This window comes from Ruegeria sp. BHSA118, from assembly GCF_059613405.1.
In genome coordinates, this window is record NZ_JBXWSM010000066.1 from 1 (window position 1) to 24,106 (window position 24,106).

At 59.5% G+C, this 24,106-nt stretch carries 21 protein-coding genes and 3 tRNA genes; 14 read left to right on the top strand and 10 right to left on the bottom strand.

Translation table 11 applies throughout. The features are described from left to right. From AC2FNN_RS17115 to AC2FNN_RS17125, 3 genes are all read right to left on the bottom strand, one after another. On the bottom strand, window positions 1-606 hold a 606-nt coding region (locus AC2FNN_RS17115; protein WP_496759705.1), incomplete at its 3' end, for a DUF502 domain-containing protein. Between the two features lie 64 nt (window positions 607-670). Then, on the bottom strand, window positions 671-1,582 hold the full coding sequence (locus tag AC2FNN_RS17120) for a pseudouridine-5'-phosphate glycosidase (protein WP_496759706.1): 912 nt from the start codon (window positions 1,580-1,582) through the stop codon (window positions 671-673). Further along, a complete protein-coding gene (locus tag AC2FNN_RS17125) occupies window positions 1,579-2,472 on the bottom strand; it encodes a PfkB family carbohydrate kinase (protein WP_496759707.1) in 894 nt (297 codons plus the stop codon). Before AC2FNN_RS17125 ends, AC2FNN_RS17120 begins: the two co-directional genes overlap by 4 nt. 171 nt (window positions 2,473-2,643) lie before the next feature. On the opposite strand from AC2FNN_RS17125, the gene AC2FNN_RS17130 reads away from it, so the two are divergent. Then, complete coding sequence (locus AC2FNN_RS17130) at window positions 2,644-3,786, top strand: HupE/UreJ family protein (protein ID WP_496759709.1); 1,143 nt, start codon at window positions 2,644-2,646, stop codon at window positions 3,784-3,786. Here AC2FNN_RS17130 and AC2FNN_RS17135 read toward each other — a convergent pair. Next, a complete protein-coding gene (locus tag AC2FNN_RS17135; protein ID WP_496759710.1) occupies window positions 3,783-4,403 on the bottom strand; it encodes a thiamine phosphate synthase in 621 nt (206 codons plus the stop codon). The genes AC2FNN_RS17130 and AC2FNN_RS17135 overlap by 4 nt on opposite strands. 155 nt (window positions 4,404-4,558) lie before the next feature. Here AC2FNN_RS17135 and AC2FNN_RS17140 point away from each other — a divergent pair, with 155 nt between their 5' ends. From AC2FNN_RS17140 to AC2FNN_RS17155, 4 genes are all read left to right on the top strand, one after another. Beyond that, window positions 4,559-5,302, top strand: a complete 744-nt coding sequence (locus tag AC2FNN_RS17140; RefSeq protein WP_171632149.1) for an RNA methyltransferase — start codon at window positions 4,559-4,561, stop codon at window positions 5,300-5,302. A gap of 59 nt (window positions 5,303-5,361) precedes the next feature. Continuing rightward, window positions 5,362-6,510 carry a heme A synthase gene (gene ctaA, locus AC2FNN_RS17145; protein WP_496759711.1) on the top strand — a complete coding sequence of 383 codons (1,149 nt, stop codon included), beginning with the start codon at window positions 5,362-5,364 and terminating at the stop codon, window positions 6,508-6,510. Window position 6,511: 1 nt separating this feature from the next. Continuing rightward, on the top strand, window positions 6,512-7,981 hold the full coding sequence (locus tag AC2FNN_RS17150) for a carboxypeptidase M32 (protein ID WP_496759713.1): 1,470 nt from the start codon (window positions 6,512-6,514) through the stop codon (window positions 7,979-7,981). 266 nt (window positions 7,982-8,247) lie between these two features. Then, window positions 8,248-8,853, top strand: coding sequence for a CE1 family esterase (locus AC2FNN_RS17155; RefSeq protein ID WP_496759714.1), 606 nt, complete (start codon window positions 8,248-8,250; stop codon window positions 8,851-8,853). 75 nt (window positions 8,854-8,928) lie between these two features. Here the strand turns inward: AC2FNN_RS17155 and gyrA are convergent, their stop codons facing one another. Further along, the gene (gene gyrA, locus AC2FNN_RS17160; protein ID WP_496759715.1) at window positions 8,929-11,658 is read right to left on the bottom strand and encodes a DNA gyrase subunit A; all 2,730 of its coding nucleotides are present in this window, start codon (window positions 11,656-11,658) and stop codon (window positions 8,929-8,931) included. Window positions 11,659-11,851: 193 nt separating this feature from the next. On the opposite strand from gyrA, the gene AC2FNN_RS17165 reads away from it, so the two are divergent. After that, window positions 11,852-12,121, top strand: a complete 270-nt coding sequence (locus AC2FNN_RS17165; protein WP_496759717.1) for an usg protein — start codon at window positions 11,852-11,854, stop codon at window positions 12,119-12,121. 98 nt (window positions 12,122-12,219) lie between these two features. Next, entirely contained in the window at window positions 12,220-12,882 is a 663-nt protein-coding gene (locus AC2FNN_RS17170; protein ID WP_496759718.1) for a lipid-binding SYLF domain-containing protein, read from the top strand. On the opposite strand, the gene AC2FNN_RS17175 is transcribed toward AC2FNN_RS17170, so the two are convergent. Then, entirely contained in the window at window positions 12,883-13,836 is a 954-nt protein-coding gene (locus AC2FNN_RS17175; protein WP_496759720.1) for a radical SAM protein, read from the bottom strand. Window positions 13,837-13,999: 163 nt separating this feature from the next. Here AC2FNN_RS17175 and zwf point away from each other — a divergent pair, with 163 nt between their 5' ends. The 4 genes from zwf to AC2FNN_RS17195 all read left to right on the top strand — a co-directional run bounded on the left by zwf (window position 14,000) and on the right by AC2FNN_RS17195 (window position 19,537). Further along, window positions 14,000-15,454, top strand: a complete 1,455-nt coding sequence (zwf, locus tag AC2FNN_RS17180; RefSeq protein WP_496759721.1) for a glucose-6-phosphate dehydrogenase — start codon at window positions 14,000-14,002, stop codon at window positions 15,452-15,454. Then, window positions 15,451-16,122 carry a 6-phosphogluconolactonase gene (pgl, locus tag AC2FNN_RS17185; RefSeq protein WP_496759722.1) on the top strand — a complete coding sequence of 224 codons (672 nt, stop codon included), beginning with the start codon at window positions 15,451-15,453 and terminating at the stop codon, window positions 16,120-16,122. The genes zwf and pgl overlap by 4 nt, the downstream gene beginning before the upstream one ends. 4 nt (window positions 16,123-16,126) lie before the next feature. Further along, window positions 16,127-17,731 carry a glucose-6-phosphate isomerase gene (gene pgi, locus AC2FNN_RS17190; protein WP_496759723.1) on the top strand — a complete coding sequence of 535 codons (1,605 nt, stop codon included), beginning with the start codon at window positions 16,127-16,129 and terminating at the stop codon, window positions 17,729-17,731. 186 nt (window positions 17,732-17,917) lie between these two features. Next, entirely contained in the window at window positions 17,918-19,537 is a 1,620-nt protein-coding gene (locus AC2FNN_RS17195; RefSeq protein WP_496759729.1) for a long-chain-fatty-acid--CoA ligase, read from the top strand. A 21-nt stretch (window positions 19,538-19,558) separates the two neighbouring features. Here AC2FNN_RS17195 and AC2FNN_RS17200 read toward each other — a convergent pair. The 3 genes from AC2FNN_RS17200 to AC2FNN_RS17210 form a co-directional block, all read right to left on the bottom strand. Then, window positions 19,559-19,633 (bottom strand) — tRNA-Asn (locus AC2FNN_RS17200). 129 nt (window positions 19,634-19,762) lie between these two features. Further along, window positions 19,763-19,837, bottom strand: a tRNA-Asn gene (locus AC2FNN_RS17205). A gap of 76 nt (window positions 19,838-19,913) precedes the next feature. Beyond that, window positions 19,914-20,828 (bottom strand): MBL fold metallo-hydrolase, encoded by a 915-nt coding sequence (locus tag AC2FNN_RS17210; protein WP_496759724.1) that lies wholly within the window; start codon window positions 20,826-20,828, stop codon window positions 19,914-19,916. A gap of 44 nt (window positions 20,829-20,872) precedes the next feature. On the opposite strand from AC2FNN_RS17210, the gene AC2FNN_RS17215 reads away from it, so the two are divergent. Next, window positions 20,873-22,192, top strand: coding sequence for an ATP-binding protein (locus tag AC2FNN_RS17215; RefSeq protein WP_496759725.1), 1,320 nt, complete (start codon window positions 20,873-20,875; stop codon window positions 22,190-22,192). Window positions 22,193-22,289: 97 nt separating this feature from the next. Then, window positions 22,290-22,847 carry a hypothetical protein gene (locus AC2FNN_RS17220; RefSeq protein ID WP_496759726.1) on the top strand — a complete coding sequence of 186 codons (558 nt, stop codon included), beginning with the start codon at window positions 22,290-22,292 and terminating at the stop codon, window positions 22,845-22,847. A 53-nt stretch (window positions 22,848-22,900) separates the two neighbouring features. Here AC2FNN_RS17220 and AC2FNN_RS17225 read toward each other — a convergent pair. Continuing rightward, window positions 22,901-22,977, bottom strand: a tRNA-Ile gene (locus AC2FNN_RS17225). A gap of 107 nt (window positions 22,978-23,084) precedes the next feature. On the opposite strand from AC2FNN_RS17225, the gene purM reads away from it, so the two are divergent. After that, a partial coding sequence (gene purM, locus AC2FNN_RS17230) for a phosphoribosylformylglycinamidine cyclo-ligase (protein ID WP_496759728.1) occupies window positions 23,085-24,106 on the top strand: 1,022 nt, incomplete at its 3' end.

The following is a 24,106-nucleotide window of genomic DNA, read 5'->3' on the forward strand; positions in this document are numbered from 1 at the left end:
GTCTTCGATACTCATGTCCAGCAGGATCACGTCTTCTGCGGGGAAGAACAGCAGAAACCCAGATGTCGGGTTGGGTGTCGTGGGTACGAAGACGCTCAGCAACTCGCCACCGGTTTCGGCACGTTCGCTGACCTCACCCTTGGCGCTGGTCGAGACAAAGCCGATAGCCCAGATCCCGCGACGCGGGTACTGGATCAGGCAGGCTTTTTCAAAGGAACGCTCGGTCTGGGCAAACACCGTTTCCGAAATTTGCTTGATCCCGGAATAGACCGAGCGCACGACGGGCATCCGGTCAACAAGGCTTTCGGCGAAGTGGATCAGGGAACGGCCCAGAATGCCCTTGGCGATCCAGCCGACCAGAACGGTGAAGATCAGGAAGATCACCACCCCCACACCGCGCAGGTTGATGCCCACGTATTGTTCGGGCTGGAACTGGTGGGGCACCAGCGGCAGGACCGCGCTGTCGATCCAGCCGACCACCGACCAGATCAGCCAGACCGTCAACCAGACAGGCGCAATGACCACGATGCCCGTCAGAAAGGACGCGCGCAGCCGTGAAAGCATGCCCGGGCGGCGGTGTGGCTCTTCGTCGAAGGGTGTATTCATTGCGGTTCCGAATGGTTTCGGGAATTAGGTAGTCAATCCACGGCCTTGGTACAATAGGTTAACGTCACCTCTGTTTGACCAGCGCTTGCGCGATCTTGGCCGCCAAACGCGCATTGTTTCGAACAAGAGCGATGTTGGCGAGCAATGACCGGCCTTCGGTCTTTTCAAAGATACGTTGCAGCAGATAGGGGGTTACGGCTTTGCCGGTGATACGATGGGCATCTGCATCTGACTGGGCTTCGGCGATGATGGGGGCCAGTTCCTCGGCCGGGATTTGATCGGCGGCCGGAATCGGGTTCGCCACCAACTGCCCGCCGGGCAGACCCAGCGCGCGGCGGGTCGTGTGGGCTTTAGCGATGGCATCGGCACTGTCCATGCGCAGGGGCGCGGTAAAGGGCGACTTTGCCGACCAGAACGCAGGAAACTCGTCCTGACCATGTGCGATCACAGGCACGCCGAGCGTTTCCAGAACCTCAAGCGTTTTGGCGAGGTCGAGGATGGCTTTGGCCCCGGCTGCGACGACGGTGACGGGTGTATGGCCAAGCTCGTGCAGATCGGCTGAGATGTCGAAGGTGGTCTCGGCCCCCTGATGCACGCCGCCGATACCGCCGGTGGCAAATACCTCGATCCCGGCATAATGCGCGGCGATCATCGTGGCCGCAACGGTCGTGGCCCCGGTGCCACCGGTCGAAATGCAGGCCGCCATATCCGCGCGCGAGATCTTGGCAACACCCTGGGCCTGACCCAGCCATTGCAGCTGATCCTGCTCCAGCCCCACATGCAACTTGCCTTCGATCACGGCCATGGTTGCAGGAACCGCACCCGCATCGCGGATGTCCTGTTCGACCTGAGCCGCGACTTCGATGTTCTGCGGATAGGGCATCCCATGGGTGATGATTGTGCTTTCCAGCGCAACGATGGGCAGGCCCGCGTCCTTGGCGGCGCGGACTTCGGCAGAGTATTGGATGTCGATCACAGTGGGGTTTCTCCGGAAACGTAGGTTGCAGCGGCGTGCAGGGCGCGGGTCAGGGCCTCGTCACTGGATGCACCGCCGGATTCTGAGGCGATATGGGCCGCCATGAAGGTATCCCCGGCACCGGTCACGCGGGTGACCAGAACGGCAGGGGGTGTTTGCGTCAGGATTTCTGTCGAGCTGCCGATGGTTGCCGAATTGCCGCCATCGGTGACCAGCACACGCAGCGCGCCGCGATCCAGAAGGCCTTTGGCCGCGGATTCGGAATCGGTGAATTCACGCTGACACAGGATGCCGGCTTCTTCGAGGTTCACATAGAGCGTGGCACGGGCATGTTTCAGGAACGGCAGCAGACGTTCGGCCTTGCCCGGCGATGCCGGGGCCACGCGCAGATCCGCACGAGCAAAAGCAGGGCTTTGGGCAATTTCTTCCAGCAGGTCCAGTGTCAGATTGCCATCCAGTGCGATCGGGCCCTCAAATGGTGCGTTCTCATAGCCCAGAGGCCCGTGCATCAAGGGGCGCAGTATCTTTGCACCTGCGGCCTCCAGCGAATGGGCGTCGGCAATCGCCGCGATCAACCCGTTCGCGCCTTCGACAGCCATATAGCGGTCAGTCGGCAAATCCTGCGACCGATAGATGTGATCCGTCACCATGCCGAGGCGCGAACAGGCATGGACAAGTTCGTCGCCTTCGGGATCGCGGCCAATGGAGGTCAGCAGGGTCGGTGTCATGCCGAACCGAACCAGTGTCATGGCAATGTTCATCGCAACGCCGCCGGGCAGGCGGGTGATCCGGCCCGGCACGTCCGAGCCCTGCCGCATGGCGCTGGCCGATCGGCCGATCACGTCCCACAGGACCGAGCCGATGCACAGGATATTGGTGTTCTGAGTCATAGGGGACGTCATGCCGCAGCGGTGTTGCCCGTGCAAGCCGGAACGTCATCGCAACAAGAGATTCCCGACCGGCCTGGGCCGATATGGCCTTTGGGCTTGCGATCCGTGGCCTTCGCGAGAACAATCAAAAGCAATGATTGGTGATTTTAATTTCCTGTTGGAGCGTTTCGTATGAATGGCCCCGTCTTCCGTGCCATCCTCCGAGCCCTCAATATCTGCGCCCTGAGTATTATCGTTCTTCTGACCTTGCTTACGGGATCCGTAAAGGCGCAAACGGCCCCACCGACGGTCATTGATTTCTGGGTCAAGGATGACACTCTGTTTCTCGAGGTGAAACTGAACGCCGAGGCCATGCTGGCCGGCGCCGATCCAACACATCCCGACGCTTATTCCGGCAGTTCACAGTATCGATCTTTGCGGCGAATGGTGTCGTCGGAACTGGAACCGCAGATCAGGAATTTCGTTCAGGTCTGGAAGCAGAACCTGGTGGTCGAAGCGCCTGATCGCCTGGACCTGTCTTATGAAGGTGTGCGTATTCCCGTGGTGGGGGATGTTGAAAAAGTGCGTGTTTCCAGATTGTTGCTGACCGCCCACTTATCGGATCAGGCATCGAACCTGCGCCTGACCTGGCCGCTGCACAGCGGGTCGGTCGTGCTTCGCCAGCAAAACGTGGTGGCCCCGTATACAGGCTTTCTGGCGGCCGGAGAAATCAGCCCATTGATCCCGTTGCGGGGCGGGGCGTCGCTGACAACCCAGCAGACATTGCAGACGTATTTCGCAAAGGGGATCAGCCGGTTTGTTCAAAGCCCCCTCAAGCCATCCATCGTTGTTCTGACACTCGTGATGCTGACGCTGAGCCTGCGGCCCGTGATGTCTCAGTTGGCGTTCTTGGCAGCAGGGGGTTTTGTCGGGCTCGGGTTGGACATGTACGGCGTGCTTGACCTGCCGGAAAGCTTGCAGGATCAGGCCCTGGTGGCTTCGATCATCATTCTGGCGCTATGGAACCTTGTGGCCCGACACTTGCAGGTCTGGCGCCTGTTGGCCGTGCTTGCCGCAGGCTGTGTTTACGGATTGGCACTGGCTTCGGAATTGACAAGGATCGGGGTTCCGCCCGATCATCTGGCACCGGCTGTTTTTGGGTTTGGCGTCGGAAATATACTGCCTGTCATCCTTGTGGCTGTTCTGACCTTTGCCTGCGCGCTTTTGGTTGCAGGCAGGTCACACAGAAAACGAGGCCGGATTTCGGTTCTGGCCTCGATGCTGATTGCCGGGATCGGCGTGTATTGGATGGTTGAACCCTGGTTGCTGGCTTAAGATATTGCCGCCAGCAGCCTGTTCAGCGCACCCAGCGGGTCGTCACCGCCCCATATCTCGTCCCCGATGCCGAAGAAATCGGTGCAGGGGGCCAGATCACCGATCAACTCGGGCATCAGGCCGCCTTCGGCCACGACCGGGACTTCGATCATCTCGGACCACCATTGGAACAGATCCTTTTCGGCGCGGGTTCCGTCGCGCAACGTGGCGGTGCCAACGGGGCCGAAGGCCACATAATCTGCCCCGTGTTCGCCCGCCGTCATGCCGTCATGGCTGGACGCGCCGCAGAAGCTTCCGACGATCGCATCCGGACCCAGCTCCTTGCGCGCGGCGCGGACCGAACGTGCGCCGTCATCCAGATGCACCCCGTCCAGCCCCAGACGTTGCGCCAGCAGCACGTGGTTTGAAATAACGATGGCCACGTCGCGGGCGTGGGCCACTTCGCGGCAGGCATCAGCGGCACGGGCGATGGTGTCTTCGTCGTTGCCAGCCAGCGCCAGGCGGATGCAGGCGATCTCGGCCCCGTCCAGAACCGATGCCAGTTTGGCCGGAAACGTGCTCAGCTCGATGGTCGGAGGCGTGATCAGGTAAATCTGCGGCTGCTCGGGGGTGTCCATGGGCGCGTCCTTCGGCTTTTGGTCTTTGGCGCGGTTTAGCGGATTGCGGCGGGGAAGCAAACTTTTATGGCCGAGACCACGCAATTTCCAGCCCCTGCGCCTTGCCCTGCATGTGCCTGCCGATTACAGCAGACCAAGTTTTTATAAGGTGAACCATGCCCAGCGACAAATCCCAGCCTTCCTTCGTGCTTGTTCGCCCGCAGATGGGTGAGAATATCGGTGCCGCGGCCCGGGCGATGTGGAACTTTGGACTGGACCGGATGCGCATCGTGGCACCCCGCGACGGCTGGCCAAACCCCAAGGCGGTGGCCATGTCCAGCGGTGCGGGCCGGTTGCTGGACGAAGCGCAGCTGTTTGACGATCTGGCCGGATCGCTGGCCGACAGCACCTTTGTCTTCGCCACCACTGCACGGCAACGCGGCCTGACGAAACCCGTCTACAGCCCCGAGCGCGCCATGCAGATCGCCGCCGAAAAGGTCGCAGCGGGCGAAAAGGTTGCGGTTCTGTTCGGCCCCGAACGCGCGGGGTTGGAGAACGAAGACATCGCCAAGGCAAATGCAATCATCTCGGTGCCCGTGAACCCGGAATACGCGTCGCTGAACCTGGGCCAATGCGTCTTGCTGACCGCTTATGAATGGATGCGCCAGACCGGCGACGTGGTGCATGAATCCACCGATCTGGGCAAGGGGGACTGGGCCACGGGGATCGAGGTCGAGAAACTGGTCGAGCACTACGAGGACCGGCTGGAAGAGGCCGGGTTCTTCTACCCCCCCGAAAAGGCTGAGGGCATGAAAACCAACCTGCGCAACCTGTGGTCGCGGATGCGGATGACGCGGGCCGACGTGCAGATGCTGCACGGGATCATGCGGCAGATGGTCCGCTGGAAAGACAAAGGCTGAGGCTGGACCTATCTTCCACCACACCCTAGCTTGCGACGAAATCAGGACATGAGGACAGCATGAGCGGTAAGCGCAGCATCTTCGAAGAGGTCTCGGACACCGAAAAACAACAGGCCGTTCAACCCGGTATGATCGACCGGGGGCGTGGCGGTGCGCGCAAGGCAATCCGTGCCTGGCTGATGATCCTGTTTGCTTTGGTCGTGGTGATGATCGCGGTTGGCGGTCTGACGCGTCTGACTGACAGCGGGCTGTCGATCACTGAATGGCGCCCGATCACCGGGGCGATCCCGCCGATGTCCGAGGCCGACTGGCAGGCCGAGTTCGACAAGTACAAGCAGATCGACCAGTGGCGCATTCAGAACCAGTGGATGCAACTCAGCGACTTCAAAACCATCTACTGGTGGGAATGGGGGCATCGCCAATTGGGCCGCGTGATCGGACTGGTCTGGGCCATCGGTTTCCTGGGCTTCCTCGTGGCCCGCAAGATACCCACGGGTTGGACCGGCAAGCTGCTGATCCCCGGCCTTCTGGGCGGTGTGCAGGGGGCTGTCGGCTGGTGGATGGTCGCCTCGGGTGTGACGCAGGGCGAGGGGATGACCGCCGTCGCCAGCTATCGCCTGGCCACCCATCTGGGACTGGCATTCGTCATTCTCGGGTTCCTCGCCTGGTATATTTTCGAGCTTGGCCGGGAAGAACGTGACCTGATGCAGGCGCGTCGCATGAAGGAAGCGAAGCTGTTCTCGCTCTCGACCGGTCTGATGCATTTCGCCTTTTTGCAAATACTCATTGGCGCGCTTGTCGCCGGGATCGATGCCGGACGGTCTTATACCGACTGGCCGCTGATCGGCGGGCAGTTGCTGCCGCCGGATGCCTCCGCACTTGAACCGATGTGGCGCAATTTTTTCGAAAGCCCGGGGCTGGTGCAGTTCATTCACCGCTGCGTGGGTTATGCCTTGTTCGCCTTTGGCATCGTCGTCTGGCGCCGCGGCAGCAGCAGCGCGCATCCTAAGACGCGCTTCGCCTTCAATGCGGCTTTCGCGGCCCTGTCGGTGCAGGTTGTGGTCGGCATCGTGACCGTCGTCTACGGAGCGCCGTGGCAGATCGCCATCTTCCACCAGTTCATGGCCGTTGCCGTCTGGACCCTGATCCTGCGCGCGCGGTTTTTCACTGCATATCCAATCGCAACATCTGTGCGCGGAGTAAAATAACATGACCGCTTTCGACGAACTGATGGCTTTTCAGCGTGAAACCTCGGCATTGGGCCAGATCGCCGGGCGTTTGGGTTGGGATCAGGAAACCGTCATGCCGCGCGGGGCCGCGCCTCAACGCGCCGAGGAAATGGCGGCGATCGAGGCCGTCCTGCACGCGCGCCGATCGGATCAGCGCGTGGCAGAGTGGCTGGATCAGGCCGCGCCTCAGGATGAAGTCGGAAAGGCGCAGCTTCGGGAAATCCGGCGCGCCTATGATCGGGCGGTCAAGGTGCCCGCTGATCTGGCTACGGCGATTGCCCGGACCACGTCCGCCGCACAGGGAACATGGGCCCAGGCGCATGCGGACGAAGATGTCTCGGCCTTCCTTCCCGTACTGGAAGAGGTCGTATCGCTGAAGCGTCAGGAAGGCGAGGCGCTGGCACAGGGCGGAGACGTCTATGACGCCATGGTCGAGGATTATGAACCCTATACGACCGGCGCGCAGATCGCGGCCATTTTCGATGAGATGCGCCCTCGTCTGGTGGCCTTGCGCGCGGCCGTTCTGGAACGCCCGGAACCTGCCGCGCTGACCGGAAGCTTTGACGAGCTGACCCAGATGCGGCTGACGCAAAAACTGGCGGTCGCCTTCGGCTATGACCTCAACAACGGCCGTGTGGACAAGGCGGTTCACCCGTTCAGTTCGGGTTCGGGCCTGGATGTGCGCATCACCACGCGAACCAGTGAAACGGACCCGTTCAACTGCTTTTATTCCACCATTCACGAGGTCGGCCACGCGGCTTACGAACAGGGGATCGACCGCGACTATCTGCTGACGCCACTGGGGCGCGGCGTGTCCATGGGGGTGCATGAAAGCCAAAGCCGGATCTATGAAAACCAGATTGGCCGTTCGCGTGCGTTTACGGGCTGGTTGTTCGATCAGATGAAAGACGCATTCGGCGATTTCGGGATTGCCGATGCGGATGCTTTCTACGCTACCGTCAACCGGGTTCATAACGGCTATATCCGCACCGAAGCCGATGAGGTGCAATACAATCTGCACATCATGCTTCGGTTCGATCTGGAACGCGCGCTGATGGCCGGGGACTTGCAGGTCAGCGAGCTGGAAGTGGCCTGGAATGACCGGTTCAAGGCTGACTTCGGTTATGCGGTCGACAAACCGTCGAACGGATGCTTGCAGGATGTGCACTGGTCGGTCGGGCTGTTCGGGTATTTCCCGACCTATTCGCTGGGAAATGTCTATGCAGGATGTCTGTATCAGGCCCTGCGAGCGGCGGTGCCGGATTTGAACGCTCAGCTGGCCGATGGGAATACTTCCGGTGCTACCGGATGGCTGCGGGACAATCTTCAACGCCACGGCGGGCTTTACGCCCCGCGCGAGATCATTCAGCGGGCCAGCGGTATCGAGCCGGGGCCCGAGCCGCTTTTGGCTTATCTAGAAGAAAAATTCGGGGCGTTGTACCTGATTTGACGGAAGGAAATCGTACGCGTCTTCGTCGTTTGCTCGCAATCACGGTGGCGATTCTGGCGCTGATATGGGCAGTCAGGGACATGTCTGTTCGACCTTCTTTTGCGGGTTTGTACCAAGAAACCGACTGCGGCACCGCTGCTGAGCCATGTGTTGTTTCAGGACGGCACTACAATGTACTGCTCCCGCACGGAGAAGGGCCTTTTCCAGCGGTTCTCTTCTTTCACGGATCGGGTAGCAGCGGTTCAAAAACGATTATGAGTGCTGGGTTGGCTCAGCCTATCCTTGAACGTGGATACGCATTGATCGCGCCAACTGCCCTTGAGATTAAGTATCGAAACGGCTTTGGAACAGGTTGGATTTGGGGCAAAAGCCCGGATGAGCGGGATGACTATGCCTTTAGTTCTGAGGTCGTAGAGGACGCTCTTTCTCGCTTTCCTCTGAACCCCGACAAGATCCTGGTTGCAGGGGCGTCTCGCGGGGGTAGCTTCGCGTGGTATCTGGCTTGTTCCGGCGTCAATGACCGCCTGCGTGCCTTTGCGCCTGTAATGGGTACACCGGACCGGGGTAGGCCAGGGCCCTGCGCGACCTCTGGCTTTGCGTTTGACATGTTTCATACGCATGGCTTTCAGGATACCGTCATTCCCTTTGTGGGGGACGGACCCTTTGAAAACCGGCCCGGCTATCTGGGTGCGGTTGAGGTCGTGGACACCATGGCACATCTTGCTGGCTGCGCCGATCTCAATATCACGGAGCAAGCGAACCAAGTCCTGAGGCGCTGGACAGGCTGCTCGACCGGGGCGAGAGTCTCTGTCCTGGGGTTTGAGGGTGGCCATGTGATCCCCGCCGGTTGGGCTGAAATGGCCATCGAGTAGTTCGAGAACCTATACCAATAAAAAGGGTCGTGACGTTTGATCACGACCCTTTTCAACTCATCATGATAGAGTTGCTTATTCTTCGACGTCTTCCTCATCACCCTGATCAGCGATCCAAGCGACACTGACGACTTCTTCGCCCTTGCCGGTGTTAAACACTTTCACACCGCCCGCCGAGCGGGACCGGAACGAGATGCCGTCGACCGGCACCCGGATTGACTGGCCTTTGGACGTCGCCAGCATGATCTGATCGTCAATCTCGACAGGGAATGAGGCAACCAACTCGCCGCCGCGCATGGCCTTGTCCATCGCCGCGACGCCCATGCCACCGCGCCCGCGGACCGGGTAGTCGTGGCTGGAGCTCAGCTTGCCCGAGCCGCCAGCTGTTATGGTCAGGATCAGATTTTCGGCGGCCGACATCTCGGCGTACCGCTCCTGAGAGATTGTGGCCAGATCATTGACCTCTTCATCCGACGCTTCGGTGTCATCTGCCAGCCCTGCCACAGCGCGGCGCATTTTCAGATAGGCTGCACGCTCGTCCGAGGTGGCCTCGAAGTGGCGGATCACCGACATGGACACTACGCGGTCGCCATTGCTTAGTTTGATGCCACGCACACCGGTCGATTTGCGGCCCTTGAAGACGCGCACATCGGTGGTCTGGAAGCGGATCGCGCGTCCCGAATTGGTGACCAGCATCACGTCGTCGTCCTCGGAACAGATGCGCGCGTTGACCAGTTCCACACCTTCGGGCAGGTCCATCGCGATCTTGCCGTTGCGCTTGACGTTGGTGAAGTCGCTCAGTGCGTTGCGGCGCACGTCGCCGGCGCTGGTGGCAAAGACGATCTGAAGGTTTTCCCATTCTTCATCCGGCACGTCGACCGGCATGATCGCCGCAATCGAAACGCCGGTGGGAATCGGCAGGATGTTGACAATGGCCTTGCCCTTGCCGGTGCGCCCCGACTGGGGCAGGCGCCAGGTCTTGAGCTTGTAGACCATCCCGTCGGTGGTGAAGAACAGAAGCTGGGTATGCGTGTTGGCCACGAAGAGGGTGGTCACCACGTCCTCTTCCTTGGTCTGCATGCCCGACAGCCCCTTGCCGCCGCGCTTCTGCGCGCGGAAATCGGCCAGCGGTGTGCGCTTGATATAGCCGCCCGAAGTGACAGTCACGACCATGTCTTCGCGTTCGATCAGGTCCTCGTCTTCCATGTCGCCCGACCAGTCGACGATCTCGGTGCGGCGGTCGACTGCGAATTTCTCGCGGACGTCGCGCAGCTCATCGGCAATGATGCCCATTATGCGTTCGCGCGAGGACAGAATATCCAGATATTCCTTGATCTTGGCGGCCAGGTCTTCCAGTTCGTCCGTGACCTCTTTGACGCCCAGTTGTGTCAGGCGTTGCAGGCGCAGGTCAAGGATGGCACGGGCCTGAACCTCGGTCAGGTTGTAAGTGCCATCGTCGTTCAACGTGGACAGCGGATCGTCGATCAGGCGCAGATAATCCGCAATGTCCGCGGCGGGCCAGCGCCGGGTCATCAGTTTTTCGCGCGCCTCGGCCGCGTCGGCCGAAGACCGGATTGTGGCCACGACCTCGTCCACGTTCGAGACCGCCACGGCCAGACCGCACAGGATATGGCTGCGTTCCCGCGCCTTGCGCAGGTCAAAGGCGGTGCGGCGGGCGACCACATCTTCGCGAAAGTCGATGAACGAGGTCAGGAACCGGCGCAGTGTCAGCTGCTCGGGGCGGCCGCCGTTCAGCGCCAGCATGTTGCAGCCGAACGAGGTCTGCATTGGCGAAAAACGGTACAACTGGTTCAGCACCACCTCAGGCGTCGCATCACGTTTCAGTTCGACGACGACGCGCACACCGTTGCGGTCGGATTCGTCCTGCACATGGCTGACGCCCTCGATCCGCTTTTCGCGCACGGCTTCGGCAATCTTCTCGATCATCGAGGCTTTGTTCACCTGATAAGGGATTTCATCCACTACAATCGCGTAGCGGTCCCTGCGGATTTCCTCGACGCGGGTCTTGGCGCGGATGATGACGCTGCCACGGCCTTCCAGATACGCCTTACGCGCGCCAGACCGGCCCAGCATCACGCCGCCGGTGGGGAAATCGGGGCCGGGGACGTATTCGATCAGTTGCTCGGACGTCAAGTCCGGGTCGTCGATCAGCGCCAGCGTCGCATCGACCACTTCGCCCAGGTTGTGCGGCGGGATGTTGGTGGCCATGCCCACCGCGATACCGCCGGCGCCGTTGACCAGCATGTTGGGGAACCGCGCGGGCAGGACGGTCGGCTCGCGGTCCTTGCCGTCGTAGTTGTCCTGAAAATCGACCGTCTCTTTTTCGATATCCGCCAGCAGGGCGGCGGCGGGCTTGTCCATCCGGACCTCGGTGTAACGCATGGCCGCTGGGTTGTCGCCGTCCATCGAGCCGAAGTTGCCCTGACCATCCAGCAGCGGCAGCGACATCGAAAAATCCTGCGCCATCCGCACCAGCGCATCATAGATCGCGCTGTCACCGTGCGGGTGGTACTTACCCATGACGTCGCCCACAGGACGGGCCGATTTGCGATAGGCCTTGTCATGGGTGTTTCCGGTCTCGTGCATCGCATAGAGGATGCGCCGATGCACCGGTTTCAAACCGTCGCGCAGATCGGGGATCGCGCGGCTGACGATGACCGACATCGCATAGTCCAGATAGGACGTGCGCATCTCGGATTCGATCGAGACCGTCGGGCCGTCATAGACAGGGCGCTCGGGCGGGGTTTCATCCATGTTTTCGGGGATTTCTGGCGTATCGCTCACGTAAACTGCCCGTATTTTGTGCTGGGTCTATATCTTGTGGATGCACCTTATCAGACCCGGCACATAAGGTGCAAGCAAGCAGCGCTTCCCGAGGTTCGAATCCTTGGTAACACCCAAGTAACATATTGTTATCTAAGTATTAGGGGGTTTTCGTGCTAGCCTGAGAATACTGTGCAACAAACCGGAGGTCTGTATGAAGACAAGTGAAACCGAATTGATGCTCAAGGGCTATGGCCTGACAACGGCCGAATTTTTCTATCACATGCCCGATTACGTCCACGTCCTGAATACCTTCATCTGGCAGGAATACGACCTTGCGCCGGATCATCCGAAACTCTTCAAATTCATCGAGTTTTGGCAACGAGAAATAGAAGGGCCGCTGCATTCCGTGAAATTCACGCACCGCAAGATGATCGCACCGGGCGAGTGGCGCAACATGGTTGGCGAGTTTCGCGTGAACTGAGTGATCGGCCAGGTCGGCCTGTGCATCGGAATTCCTGTTCTCATTTGGGGCAAGTCGCGTATGGTGACTGCCAATCTGATGGCGACACAGGAAAAACAATGGTCAGAGTCGTTCTCTTTGTTGCCGCGCTTTGTGCTGGTAGCCCTGTTTTTGCCGAGGGTGTTCTGGACAAGATCAAGAAAGGTGCCGAGAGCGTCGGGAAGACGATCGACAAAGGTGCCGAAGCGGTTGACGATACGATCACGTCCACCTCGGAGCTGCTGTCCAACGAGGCAACACCTGAAGAGACGCGCGCAAAGCTTGACGCGATGGCAGGCGAGATTTTGGATCAGCTTCTAGCGGAAAGCCCCGATGCGCGGCCACTTTATGACGTCAGTGCCGGGTATGCGGTGTTCGACTCTCGCAAGGTTACAGTATTCCCTGTGTCGGCGGGCTATGGCCGGGGCGTGGCAGTGTCGAAAGACACCGGGCAACACACATACATGAACATGGGAACAGGCGGTGTTGGCGGCGCCATCGGCATCGGTGGTTTCGAGACCAAATTCGTGATCCTGTTCGAAACCCCTGCTGATCTGGATAAGTTCATTAACCAGGGCTATGACGCGACAGCAGAAACAGGGGCCATGTATGGCGAGGACAAAACGGGCGAAACCCTGCGTTTCACTGACGGCCGCTCGTTCTTTGTTCTCAACAAAAAGGGCTGGCGCGTATCGGCCGGCGCGTCCGGCACCAAGTTCTGGAAATCGCCCGAGCTGAACTGATCAGCCAGAACAGCTAGCCCCGCCCAGAACGCAGAATTTGGCGCAATGAGGGTGGTTCAGATGCACGTCCGCCTCGGCCTCGGCCAGGGTATGACCCATCTCGAACTCGGGCTCATAGGGCAGCAGTGTGCAGGCCAGGACAGCAGGTTTTTCGGCCCCCTTGCGTTTGACCACCATACGGGCGTTTGCGCACATGACGTCGTTGGGGGATTTGTCCAGAATTCCCCAGCAAGCGGTGGTGATTTCGGGAACCTCGACAGTTTCGTCCATTTCGGGGAACAGAACGGTCTGAGCCGGGTTCTTCGGGTCAATATCAAATCCGTGCTTGGCAAAGAATCTGGCATAGCCTGCACGGCTTTCCGCGTCCGAATCCCCCCAGACCGTACGCCCGGCGATGGCCATGTTGAAACCGTGGTCGCGCAACCATTCCATACCGGCCAGGGTTTTGTCGAAACTGCCGTCGCCGCGTTCTTCATCGTGCAGGGCCGGGCGGAAGTGATCGACCGAAATGCGCAGTGTCAACATGTGGTTGAATTCCTTTTGCAACCCCAGCAACCCTTCGCGCATTTTGCGGCGCATCATCGGCGCCATTGCGTTGGTCAGGATCAGAACTTTGTACCCTCGTTCCAGCGCGGCGCGCGTCATGTCGATCATTTGCGGGTTCATGAACGGCTCACCGCCCGTGAACCCGATCTCGTGCACGGGCCAGTTGCGAGCTTCGATCTGATCCAGGAAGTTCCGGACCTCGTCAGCGGTGATGTAAACCAAGGCGTCATTGGTCGGGCTGCTGGCGATATAGCAGTTCACGCATTCGATATTGCACAAAGTGCCCGTATTGAACCAAAGGGTCTCGGGCCGTGTCAGGGAAACCTTTGCGCGGGTCTGGCCGTCAGCAGTCACCGATTTGTTTTGAAACTTGCCGAGATTGGCGAGCTGAGGGGCGTTGTCTTTCATTCCCGCATCCGGTTCTTAAAGGTCATCAATCCGATCTAGCCCTTTGTCGCGGATTTGGTAAGGGTGACACAGCGGTTCTGACAGAGTTTTGAACAGAGTGATTTATTGCCGAATGGTTGCGCTAACATTGGACATGCCGGAAGGGGCAAGGTAAGGACAATTCATGGTTTCACGCGTCATACCTGTTGATCCCTTTGATCTGATCATTTTCGGCGGCACCGGCGATCTGGCGCAGCGCAAGATTCTGCCCGCGCTCTACCGTCGGTTTTGCGCCGGGCAATGGCATGATGATGCAAGGATTATCGCAGCAGCGCGTGCGGGCCATTCCGCGGAAGATTTCCGGCAGATGGTCGCAGAATCGCTTCACCGGCACGCTGCGGTCCGCGCTTCGGAGTCTCCGGGGGTGTCCCGTTTTCTACAGCGGGTCGATTATGTCCCGCTGGATGCAGTATCAGCCGCAGGGTGGGAGTTGCTGGGTGAAAAACTGTCACCCAACCGCGTGCGCGCATTCTATTTCTCGGTCGGCCCCAGCCTGTTCGGCCCCTTGGCCGAGCGGGTTCGGGCCTATGATCTGGCAACCGAAGATACGCGCATCGTGGTGGAAAAGCCGTTCGGGCATGATCTGGACAGCGCGCGAGAGCTAAATGCCACACTGGCTGCGCATTTTGATGAAAGCCAGATCTATCGAATCGATCATTACCTGGGCAAGGAAACCGTCCAGAACCTGATGGCCGTGCGGTTTGGCAATATGCTGTTCGAACCGTTGTGGAACAGCCAGTATGTCGATCACATCCAGATCACCGTTGCCGAAACCGTGGGTATCGATGGGCGCGAAGAATACTATGAACGCGCCGGCGCGATGCGGGACATGGTGCAAAATCACCTAATGCAGCTGCTGTGCCTGATTGCCATGGAACCCCCGGCAAAGTTCGATCCGGACGCGGTGCGGGATGAAAAGCTCAAGGTGATCCGGGCGCTTGATCCGGTGGAGCCGCATCACATCGTGCGCGGCCAGTTTTCGGAAGGGCCGGACGGGGCGGGATACCGCGAATGTGTCGGCAATCCACGCTCGGCCACTGAAAGCTATGTGGCGCTGAAGGCGCATGTCAGCAATTGGCGATGGGCGGGTACGCCGTTCTATCTGCGTACGGGCAAACGGCTGGTGGCGCGTTCGTCGATTATCAATGTGATGTTCAAGGACGCGCCGCATTCGATTTTCGGGGAAGAGGCCGGGCGTCACGCCAATGCGCTGTCGATCCGGTTGCAACCCAATGAGGGGATCACGCTGAAGGTGACGATCAAGGAACCAGGGCCGGGCGGAATGCGGTTGATCGACGTGCCACTGGACATGAGTTTCGCCGAAGCGCTGGGGCCCGAGAATCAAGACCCGCCAGATGCCTACGAACGCCTTATAATGGACGTGATACGGGGCAATCAGACGCTGTTCATGCGCGGGGACGAGGTCGAGGCCGCCTGGGCCTGGACCGATCCGATCATCGCCGGATGGATGGCGCGCGGGGACGTGCCCAAACCTTATGACAGCGGCAGCACAGGGCCGGGCGACGCCGAGCTGCTGATGAAACGGGACGGTCGCCGCTGGCAGGGAATAAAGCCATGAACATTCAGGAATATGCCGACCGGGAAATGCTGGCCATCGATGTGGCAAACGCGTTGGCGGGTGAGCTTGAGGCCGCTTTGTTGCACAATGACACGGTTGCGTTGGCCGTCCCCGGCGGGACAACACCCGGGCCGGTTTTTGACAGCCTGTGTGCTGCCGATCTCGAGTGGGACCGTGTACGCGTTCTGCCTACGGACGAACGCTGCGTGCCGGCTGATCACGAGCGTTCGAACGAACGTCTGATCCGGGAAAGACTGCTGACCAACCGGGCATCCGTGGCAGAGTATATCCCACTTTATGTTCCGGGCGCAGAGCCTGAATCGGCGTTGCCGGAAGTTGAATCGCTGATCGCGCCGGTGCTGCCTTTGTCGGTTCTTGTCCTCGGGATGGGGGAAGACATGCACACGGCCTCGTTGTTCCCCGGAATGGACGGGCTGGACAAGGCCCTCGACAGCCAGGCGCCGACCTTGATCGTCGCCCGGACCGATGTGCAGCCAGAGGCCCGGATTTCTTTGACGGCCCCTGTGCTGGACGGGGCTTTGTCGAAACATCTGATCATCTACGGGCAGGCGAAACGAGACGTTTTGGACAAGGCCATGTCGATGCCACCGGAAGAGGCACCGATCGCCGCGGTCCTCAGCGGCATGACAGTTCATTGGGCGGAGTGAAGCTATGCAGTTGGATGCTTTGAAGGCACTTGCAGCGGCTGACCGCCGTATCGTCGACCTGTTTGCAAAGGATGCAACCCGGGCCGGGTCGTTTTCAGCCTCGACCGGGGATTTGCTGTTTGATTATTCAAAAACGCAGATCGATGAAGACGTGCGCGCTGCGCTGCTGAAATTGTGCGAAGATGCCGGGCTGGCAACGCGGCGCGACGCCATGTTTGCCGGGAAAAAGATCAACGAAACCGAAGAGCGCGCAGTGCTGCACACCGCCCTGCGCAACCTTGATGGCGGGTCGGTTGACGTGGATGGTCAGGACGTCATGCCCGGGGTTCTGGACACGCTGCAACGGATGAGGGTCTTTGCCGAAGAAGTGCGCGGTGGCGCCATTGCGGGGGCAGGGGGCAGCTTTACTGACGTGGTGAATATCGGCATCGGCGGGTCAGATTTGGGTCCTGTCATGGCCACACATGCGCTGGCTCCCTATCATGATGGGCCGCGTCTGCACTATGTCTCGAACGTGGATGGCGCGCATATCGCGGACACGCTGCGCCAGTTGGATCCGACGCGGACCCTGGTGATTGTCGCCTCGAAAACCTTCACGACGATTGAGACAATGACCAATGCGCGCACGGCCCGCGCCTGGATGTCAGAAGGCGGAGGCGATCCGTCCCGCCAGTTCGCCGCCGTATCCAGCGCACTGGACAAGACGCAGGCTTTCGGTATCCCCGAGGCGCATGTATTCGGTTTCGCTGATTGGGTGGGCGGGCGTTATTCGGTCTGGGGACCGGTCGGATTACCGGTCATGATTGCCGTCGGTTCAAACGCGTTTGATGCGTTTCTGCGCGGCGGGCAGGCGATGGACCTGCATTTCCGCTCGGCTGAATGGGTGGAAAACATGCCTGTGATGCTGGCGCTGGTCGGCATCTGGCACCGTCAGGTTCTGGGTTGCACCAGCCGCGCTGTGCTGCCCTATGATCAGCGGTTGCTGCGCCTGCCGGCATATCTTCAGCAGTTGGAAATGGAATCGAATGGCAAATCTGTCGCCATGGACGGATCTTCGCTGGCTGTCCCTTCCGGGCCGGTGGTCTGGGGTGAGCCGGGCACCAACGGCCAGCACGCGTTCTATCAACTGATCCATCAGGGGACGGATGTCATTCCTTGCGAATTCATAGTTGCCGCCGAAGGGCACGAACCTGAATTAACCCACCATCACCGCCTGCTTTTGGCCAATTGTCTGGCCCAGTCAGAGGCTTTGATGCGTGGCCGGTCTTTGGATGAAGCCCGTGAACGCATGGCGGAAAAAGGCCTTGATGGCGGTGAACTTGATCGGCAGGCGCGACACCGCGTGTTCCCGGGCAACCGCCCCTCCACAACGCTGATCTATCCGAAGCTTACACCGTTCGTTCTGGGGCAGATTATCGCGCTGTACGAGCATCGTGTGTTCGTTGAAGGTGTTCTGCTGGGCATCAATTCCTTTGATCAGTGGGGTGTGGAATTGGGCAAAGAGCTTGCCAACTCGCTTGGACCTGTCGTGGATGGTGTTGCCAGTGCTGAAGGTAAAGACGGATCAACCGTCGCATTGGTCGCCTACGCGCTGAAACACCGAAACTAAGAGCGAAAAAATGCCGCCCACAGCCGTGGTGGGCTGCATTCTTTTATTGTCAGACAATTAAATGATTGGCAGGGTTCCTCCGTAGGAAACGACTGTATTGACGCATCGGGTTACGCCTCAAGCTGTCAATGCCAGATGGATAAGGCAGAGGCCATCCAAGGTCTCGCCAAGGACGGGAGGATGTCCATGCTAGGACAGATGATGACGCAGCCCCTGCTGGTTTCGTCGCTGATCGATCACGCAGAGCGCTATCACGGCCAGACCGAGATTGTTTCGGTCGAAACGGACGGAACGGTCACTGAAACCAACTGGTCCGAGATTGCGGTGAATGCCCGACGGATGGCATCGGCCTTGACGAATCTGGGGCTGGAACCGCAGGACAGGATTGGGACTCTGGCCTGGAACAATCGGCGGCATCTTGAGATCTATTTTGCCACGTCGGGCGCGGGCTATGTCTGTCACACGGTCAATCCCCGCCTGTTCCCCGAGCAGCTGACCTTTATCATCAATCATGCCCAGGACAGGGTTCTGTTCTTTGATGCGACTTTCGTTCCGCTGGTGGCTGCCTTGCATGACGCGCTGTCCGAGGTTCGGCATTTCGTGCTGATGGGGCCGCGCAACAAAGAGGCTGCGGCTCAGGTTCCTGATCTGAAATTCTATGACGAGTTGCTGGAGACCGGAGATGCAGGTTTCCAATGGCCTGACCTGGATGAAAAGACGGCCTGCGGTCTGTGCTATACGTCGGGGACCACAGGCAATCCAAAGGGCGTGTTGTATTCCCATCGGTCAACATTGCTGCACAGCTTTGCATCGAACACACGGGATGTGATAGGGTATTCAGCGATGGATGTTGTCATGCCGGTTGTGCCGATGTTCCACGTCAACGCCTGGGGGTCGCCCTACGCCTGTGCCATGTCCGGTTCGCGGCTTGTGTTGCCTGGCCCGGATTTGCATGGCGAGGCGCTGGTCAATCTGATCGACACCTATGGCGTGACCTTGGCCATGGGCGTGCCGACCATCTGGCAGGGCTTGCTGGCTCATGCCGCGGCATGCGGAACCGAACTCAAAAGCCTTGAACGTACGGTTATTGGCGGCGCCGCGTGCCCTCCGTCGATGATCGAAACGTTCCGCGAAACCTATGGCGTTGACACGGTTCACGCCTGGGGCATGAGCGAGATGAGCCCGCTAGGTACGACGAATTATCCCTTGGCCAAACACCTGAAGCTGCCACCGGAAGAACAGCACAAGATCCGCCTGAGCCAGGGAAGACCACCCTTTGGGGTTGAGTTGAAAATCGTGGACGAAGATGGGAATGATCTGCCGCATGACGGCGAAACCCAGGGCGATTTGATGGTGCGGGGTCACTGGGTTCTGGACAGCTACTTCCAGTTGCAGGATCAGGATCTGTTGCAGGATGGCTGGTTCGCCACCGGGGATGTGGCCACTTTGGACCCGGATGGCTACATGACCATTCGCGACAGATCCAAGGACATCATCAAATCCGGTGGGGAATGGATCAGTTCGGTCGAACTTGAAAACATCGCCGTGGCCCACCCCCAGCTTGCGACGGCCGCCGTGGTCGGTGTTTCGCATCCGAAATGGGATGAACGCCCCTTGCTGGTTGCTGTCAAAGCCGATGGTGAAGAGCCCAGCGAAGAGGATTTGCTTGCCTTTTTCGAAGGCAAAATCGCCAAGTGGCAGATCCCGGACAAGGTTGTCTTTGTCGACGCTTTGCCGCTGAGCGCGACCGGAAAGGTATTGAAACGCAAGCTTCGGGCCGAGTTTGGCGACGCCCTGACAGGGTAGGTCTGCTGCGTTATGGGAGATTGGCTCCGGCGGTAGGGATCGAACCTACGACCAATTGATTAACAGTCAACTGCTCTACCGCTGAGCTACGCCGGAACGGTTCGCGCCGTATAGCAATCCGGTTTCCCGACGTCCAGAGGGTGCGCGTGTTTTTCGACGAAAAAAAACCGGCAGAAATCGAAGCGATTTTTTGACGGCAATGCAGGTCTGAACGAAGGGAGGAATTGGCTCCGGCGGTAGGGATCGAACCTACGACCAATTGATTAACAGTCAACTGCTCTACCGCTGAGCTACGCCGGAACTGAGGCGCATATAGCAACCCCGATTCCGGACGTCCAGTGGTTAAGTACGAGAACCATCAAAAAATTTTGCTGTTTTAGCGAAGCCGCCGAAAATCAGATGAAACTGACAGTGGGCCAATGGGCGAAACTTTGTTTTTTCCAGTCAGATCAACGAGATGAGCGAAAACGTTGCGCTCGGCCGCGGGCAGCAATGCCGCTGACGTATCCGTATAGATGCGCTCGGCCAGATGCCGCGCCGTCCCGTCTTCTTCTTCCAATGCGCTAAGGATCTGGGCCTCGCGGGTCTGGCGATGTGCAATCAGCCAGTCCAAACGTTGGGCAGGGTTGGTGATTGGTGCGCCATGGCCGGCGTGGAAAACCGACCAGTCGCGCGCGCGCAGCCGATGGCAGGCCGCCATGAAGTCGGTCAGATCACCGTCCGGAGGGGACACCAAAGAGCTGGCCCACCCCATGACATGATCCGCCGTGAAACAGATGTTCTGCCAGGCCAGGGCAATGTGATTGCCCAGATGGCCCGGCGTGTGAATGACCTCAAGCTGCCACCCGTCGCCATTGATGGATTCACCATCCGCCACTTCGACATCAGGGCGAAACGTGGTGTCGATGCCTTCGCCGCCGCCGGTCAGTCCCTGCGCGGCAAGATCGGTCATGACGGCGCTGCGCCCCGCCTCGGGCCCACCATAGGCATAAATCGCCGCCCCTGTGCGCGCGGCCAGCGGAGCCGCCAGGGGTGAATGGTCCACATGCGTATGCGTGACAATGATATGGCTGATCCTTTGACCCGGCGCCAAGGAATCCAGAATTGCGTCCAGATGTGCCTCGCTTGCAGGGCCTGGATCGATGACGGCAATATCGCGTTCACCCAGCAGATACGTATTGGTGCCACGATAGGTCATCGGAGAGGGATTCGGGGCCAGAATACGCCGCAAACCCTGATACAGTTCCTCTGGCTTGCCGACGGGCGGATCGAAATCATCTGGTGCCTGCATTCTGTGCTCTTTCTCTTGTCCGGTCAGCCCGTTAGGTTTAGCGCATGTCTTCGCACTGGCTCAAACCTTATATGCCTCGCAGTCTCTACGCCCGGGCAGCGCTGATCCTGGTTTTACCTGTGATCGTTCTGTTGCTGGTCGTGGGAATCGCGTTCCTTCAAAGGCATCTGGAGGACGTCACCGGGCAGATGACGCGCGCGGCCTCCCGCGAGGTGATGCTGATCACGACAATGATCGAGGACGCGGAAACGCAACAACAGGCGCTGGCGGCGATTCGTCCGGATTTGCAGGCACTTGAGATGAAGGCCAGCTTTCTAGGCGTCAACGAACAGCCAGAGATCGGCGCGCGGCGATGGTATGATTTCATCGCGCCGCAGGTCGAATCCGAACTGTATGCCAGGTTGCCCAATCTTGCTGCTGTGGCTTTACCCAGCAGCAAAGAGGCGCGGGTTTTTCTGAAGACGCATCTGGGGCTGCTGCAATTGACGTTCGATCGGCGCAGGTTGTCGCCCGCGGCCCCGCATCAATTGATTGTCACCATGGTTTTCTTTGCGGTTATCATGACGACGATCTCGTTTCTTTACATGCGGAATCAATTGCGCCCCATCACGCGCCTTGCTGATGCGGCGCAGGCCTTCGGGCGGGGACGAATCGTTCCGTATTCACCCGGTGGAGCCATCGAGGTGCGCGCGGCGGGAAATGCGTTTCTGGATATGCGGTCCCGGATCGAACGCCAGATCGAACAACGGACGTTGATGCTGTCGGGTGTCAGCCACGATCTGCGGACCCCGTTGACACGTTTGAAGCTTGGACTGTCGATGTTGCCGGAAGACGAGGCTGCACCGTTGCAAAAGGATGTCACGGAAATGCAGTCCTTGCTGGATGCGTTTCTGGATTTTTCGCGTGGGGCTGCCGAGGGATCGGCGGAAGAGGTCCAGCCGGGTGAATTCCTCAGCCAGATCGTGGATGACGCTAAACGGGCCGGTCATCAGGCAGAGCTGATCGCGGTCGAAGGGCAGGGGACAGTCATGATAAGGCCCATGGCTGTACGCCGGGCGGTGGAAAACCTGATTGGAAACGCCATGCGCTATGGCAGCCGGGCCGAGCTCAGCCTGTTCATGAACGCGAAATCGATGCGTATCCGCGTTGAGGATGACGGCCCGGGAATACCTGCCGACCAACGCGCCGAGGCGGTAAAGCCTTTCACGCGACTCGACCCGGCGCGCAATCAGAACAAGGGCAGTGGCGTTGGCCTTGGTCTTGCGATTGTGGCGGATGTCGCGCGCGCGCATGGCGGTACTTTGCGTCTGTCGAAAAGTGAACGTCTCGGCGGGCTCTGCGCGGACATTATTATCGGGCGATAGACCCCCTGTTATGTCTGCGCGCGGGGTCCAATTTTGTTAATTTGTCTGGCCATGGCATCCTGTCCCCATAGTTTTTTGCTTATTGGGGGCGCATAGGATGGTTATCGCAGGATTCGTGAAATTGGCCGAAAAGGGGTTTGTCGGGTGCGCGACACTTGCGGCCCTGCTGCCTCTTTGGCAATGGTATGACGAAACCGATGAAAGACGGGTGGAACGCCTGACCGGTTTTATCGGGGCGGGCGATACATGTCTGAAATGGTTGCGGTCCGACCTGATCGAGTCGTTGGCATCCGAGTTGTGGCATGCGTCGCAGCAGGACGTGGTGGATGGTGACGAAGATCTGGCACCCCTTCCGGTTCAGGTGCGTGCCAATATGGCGATATTTTGCGCTGAAATGCTGGACTATTTGCAGAATGACTTCGGCAAGTTCGATGAGCCTGTTGCCTATGATTATTACATGATGATCATGGATGCTTCGTTCTGGGTCGATCCTGCTGAATTCGAGGCGTATTTGGCGGATGTGCATCAAGATCCGGGCCTGTCCGGCAGTCACGAGGATTACAGCTTTGGTGGGCGCGACGGTTATTCCTATGAATGGCAAGTAACCCAGGAGGAGTTCGACGCCTATTTTGGGTTGGAAGATTCGGACGGATAAGCCAGCGCATCAACGTCCAGACGGCAACAACCAACCCGGATGTTTCGGCGAAATGGTAGGCCCGGAGGGACTCGAACCCCCAACCAAAGCGTTATGAGCGCTCTGCTCTAACCAATTGAGCTACAGGCCCGCCTAGGCGCATTGCGTATCACGGTGAACAGCCGCGTCAAGCCTGACCGTTGCAACAAACGCCACAATCGACTAACTCGCCCGCAAAGCTTTCTTGAGGGACCGGACATGACAGCGGGTAAAAACGGAATCACCTATGCCGATGCAGGTGTGGATATCGACGCGGGCAACGCCTTGGTCGATCGGATCAAACCCGCCGCCAAGAGGACCAACCGCCCCGGTGTGATGAGCGGCCTGGGTGGATTTGGCGCGCTGTTCGATCTTAAGGCTGCCGGATACCAGGACCCGATCCTGGTCGGTGCGACGGATGGCGTGGGCACCAAGCTGCGGATTGCGATTGATACCGGCGTCGTGGACGGGGTTGGCGTTGATCTGGTGGCCATGTGCGTCAATGACCTGATCTGTCAGGGGGCCGAGCCGCTGTTCTTCCTCGACTATTTCGCGACCGGCAGGCTGGATACCGATACGGCGGCACGGATCATCGAAGGGATTGCCGAAGGCTGCGCGCAGTCTGGCTGCGCCCTGATCGGTGGTGAAACCGCCGAGATGCCGGGAATGTATCCCGATGGCGATTTTGATCTGGCTGGTTTTGCAGTCGGTGCGATGGAACGCGGGGCGGATCTGCCCGCGGGTGTTCAAGCTGGAGACGTCCTTTTGGGTCTGGCCTCGAACGGGGTGCATTCCAACGGCTATTCGCTTGTGCGCAAGCTGGTCGAACTGTCCGGTCTGGGCTGGGATTCGCCGTCGCCCTTCGGAGAGGGCAATCTGGGTGAGGCACTTCTGACGCCCACACGCCTTTACGTGAAACCCGCTTTGGCTGCGGTTCGTGCGGGTGGTGTGCACGCGCTGGCGCATATCACCGGCGGTGGGCTGACCGAAAATCTACCGCGCGTGCTGCCTCAAGGGCTGGGGGCCCGGATCGATCTGGACAGCTGGCAGCTGCCCGCTGTCTTTGGCTGGATGGCAGCGACCGGCAGTATCGTTGAGTCGGAAATGCTCAAGACCTTCAATTGCGGCATCGGCCTAATTGTCGTGTGCGCCGCGGACAAGGCGGATGAGCTGTCGGCCCTGCTGGCGGATGCCGGTGAAACCGTCGCTCGGATCGGTACCGTCACGGAAACGCCCGGCGT

Bases quoted from the DNA above. Each gene is read 5' to 3' on its own strand.
- AC2FNN_RS17125 (WP_496759707.1), bottom strand. From the start codon at position 2,472: ATGACTCAGAACACCAATATCCTGTGCATCGGCTCGGTCCTGTGGGAC.
- AC2FNN_RS17130 (WP_496759709.1), top strand. From the start codon at position 2,644: ATGAATGGCCCCGTCTTCCGTGCCATCCTCCGAGCCCTCAATATCTGC.
- AC2FNN_RS17135 (WP_496759710.1), bottom strand. From the start codon at position 4,403: ATGGACACCCCCGAGCAGCCGCAGATTTACCTGATCACGCCTCCGACC.
- AC2FNN_RS17140 (WP_171632149.1), top strand. From the start codon at position 4,559: ATGCCCAGCGACAAATCCCAGCCTTCCTTCGTGCTTGTTCGCCCGCAG.
- ctaA (WP_496759711.1), top strand. From the start codon at position 5,362: ATGAGCGGTAAGCGCAGCATCTTCGAAGAGGTCTCGGACACCGAAAAA.
- AC2FNN_RS17150 (WP_496759713.1), top strand. From the start codon at position 6,512: ATGACCGCTTTCGACGAACTGATGGCTTTTCAGCGTGAAACCTCGGCA.
- AC2FNN_RS17165 (WP_496759717.1), top strand. From the start codon at position 11,852: ATGAAGACAAGTGAAACCGAATTGATGCTCAAGGGCTATGGCCTGACA.
- AC2FNN_RS17170 (WP_496759718.1), top strand. From the start codon at position 12,220: ATGGTCAGAGTCGTTCTCTTTGTTGCCGCGCTTTGTGCTGGTAGCCCT.
- AC2FNN_RS17175 (WP_496759720.1), bottom strand. From the start codon at position 13,836: ATGAAAGACAACGCCCCTCAGCTCGCCAATCTCGGCAAGTTTCAAAAC.
- zwf (WP_496759721.1), top strand. From the start codon at position 14,000: ATGGTTTCACGCGTCATACCTGTTGATCCCTTTGATCTGATCATTTTC.
- pgl (WP_496759722.1), top strand. From the start codon at position 15,451: ATGAACATTCAGGAATATGCCGACCGGGAAATGCTGGCCATCGATGTG.
- pgi (WP_496759723.1), top strand. From the start codon at position 16,127: ATGCAGTTGGATGCTTTGAAGGCACTTGCAGCGGCTGACCGCCGTATC.
- AC2FNN_RS17195 (WP_496759729.1), top strand. From the start codon at position 17,918: ATGCTAGGACAGATGATGACGCAGCCCCTGCTGGTTTCGTCGCTGATC.
- AC2FNN_RS17210 (WP_496759724.1), bottom strand. From the start codon at position 20,828: ATGCAGGCACCAGATGATTTCGATCCGCCCGTCGGCAAGCCAGAGGAA.
- AC2FNN_RS17215 (WP_496759725.1), top strand. From the start codon at position 20,873: ATGTCTTCGCACTGGCTCAAACCTTATATGCCTCGCAGTCTCTACGCC.
- AC2FNN_RS17220 (WP_496759726.1), top strand. From the start codon at position 22,290: ATGGTTATCGCAGGATTCGTGAAATTGGCCGAAAAGGGGTTTGTCGGG.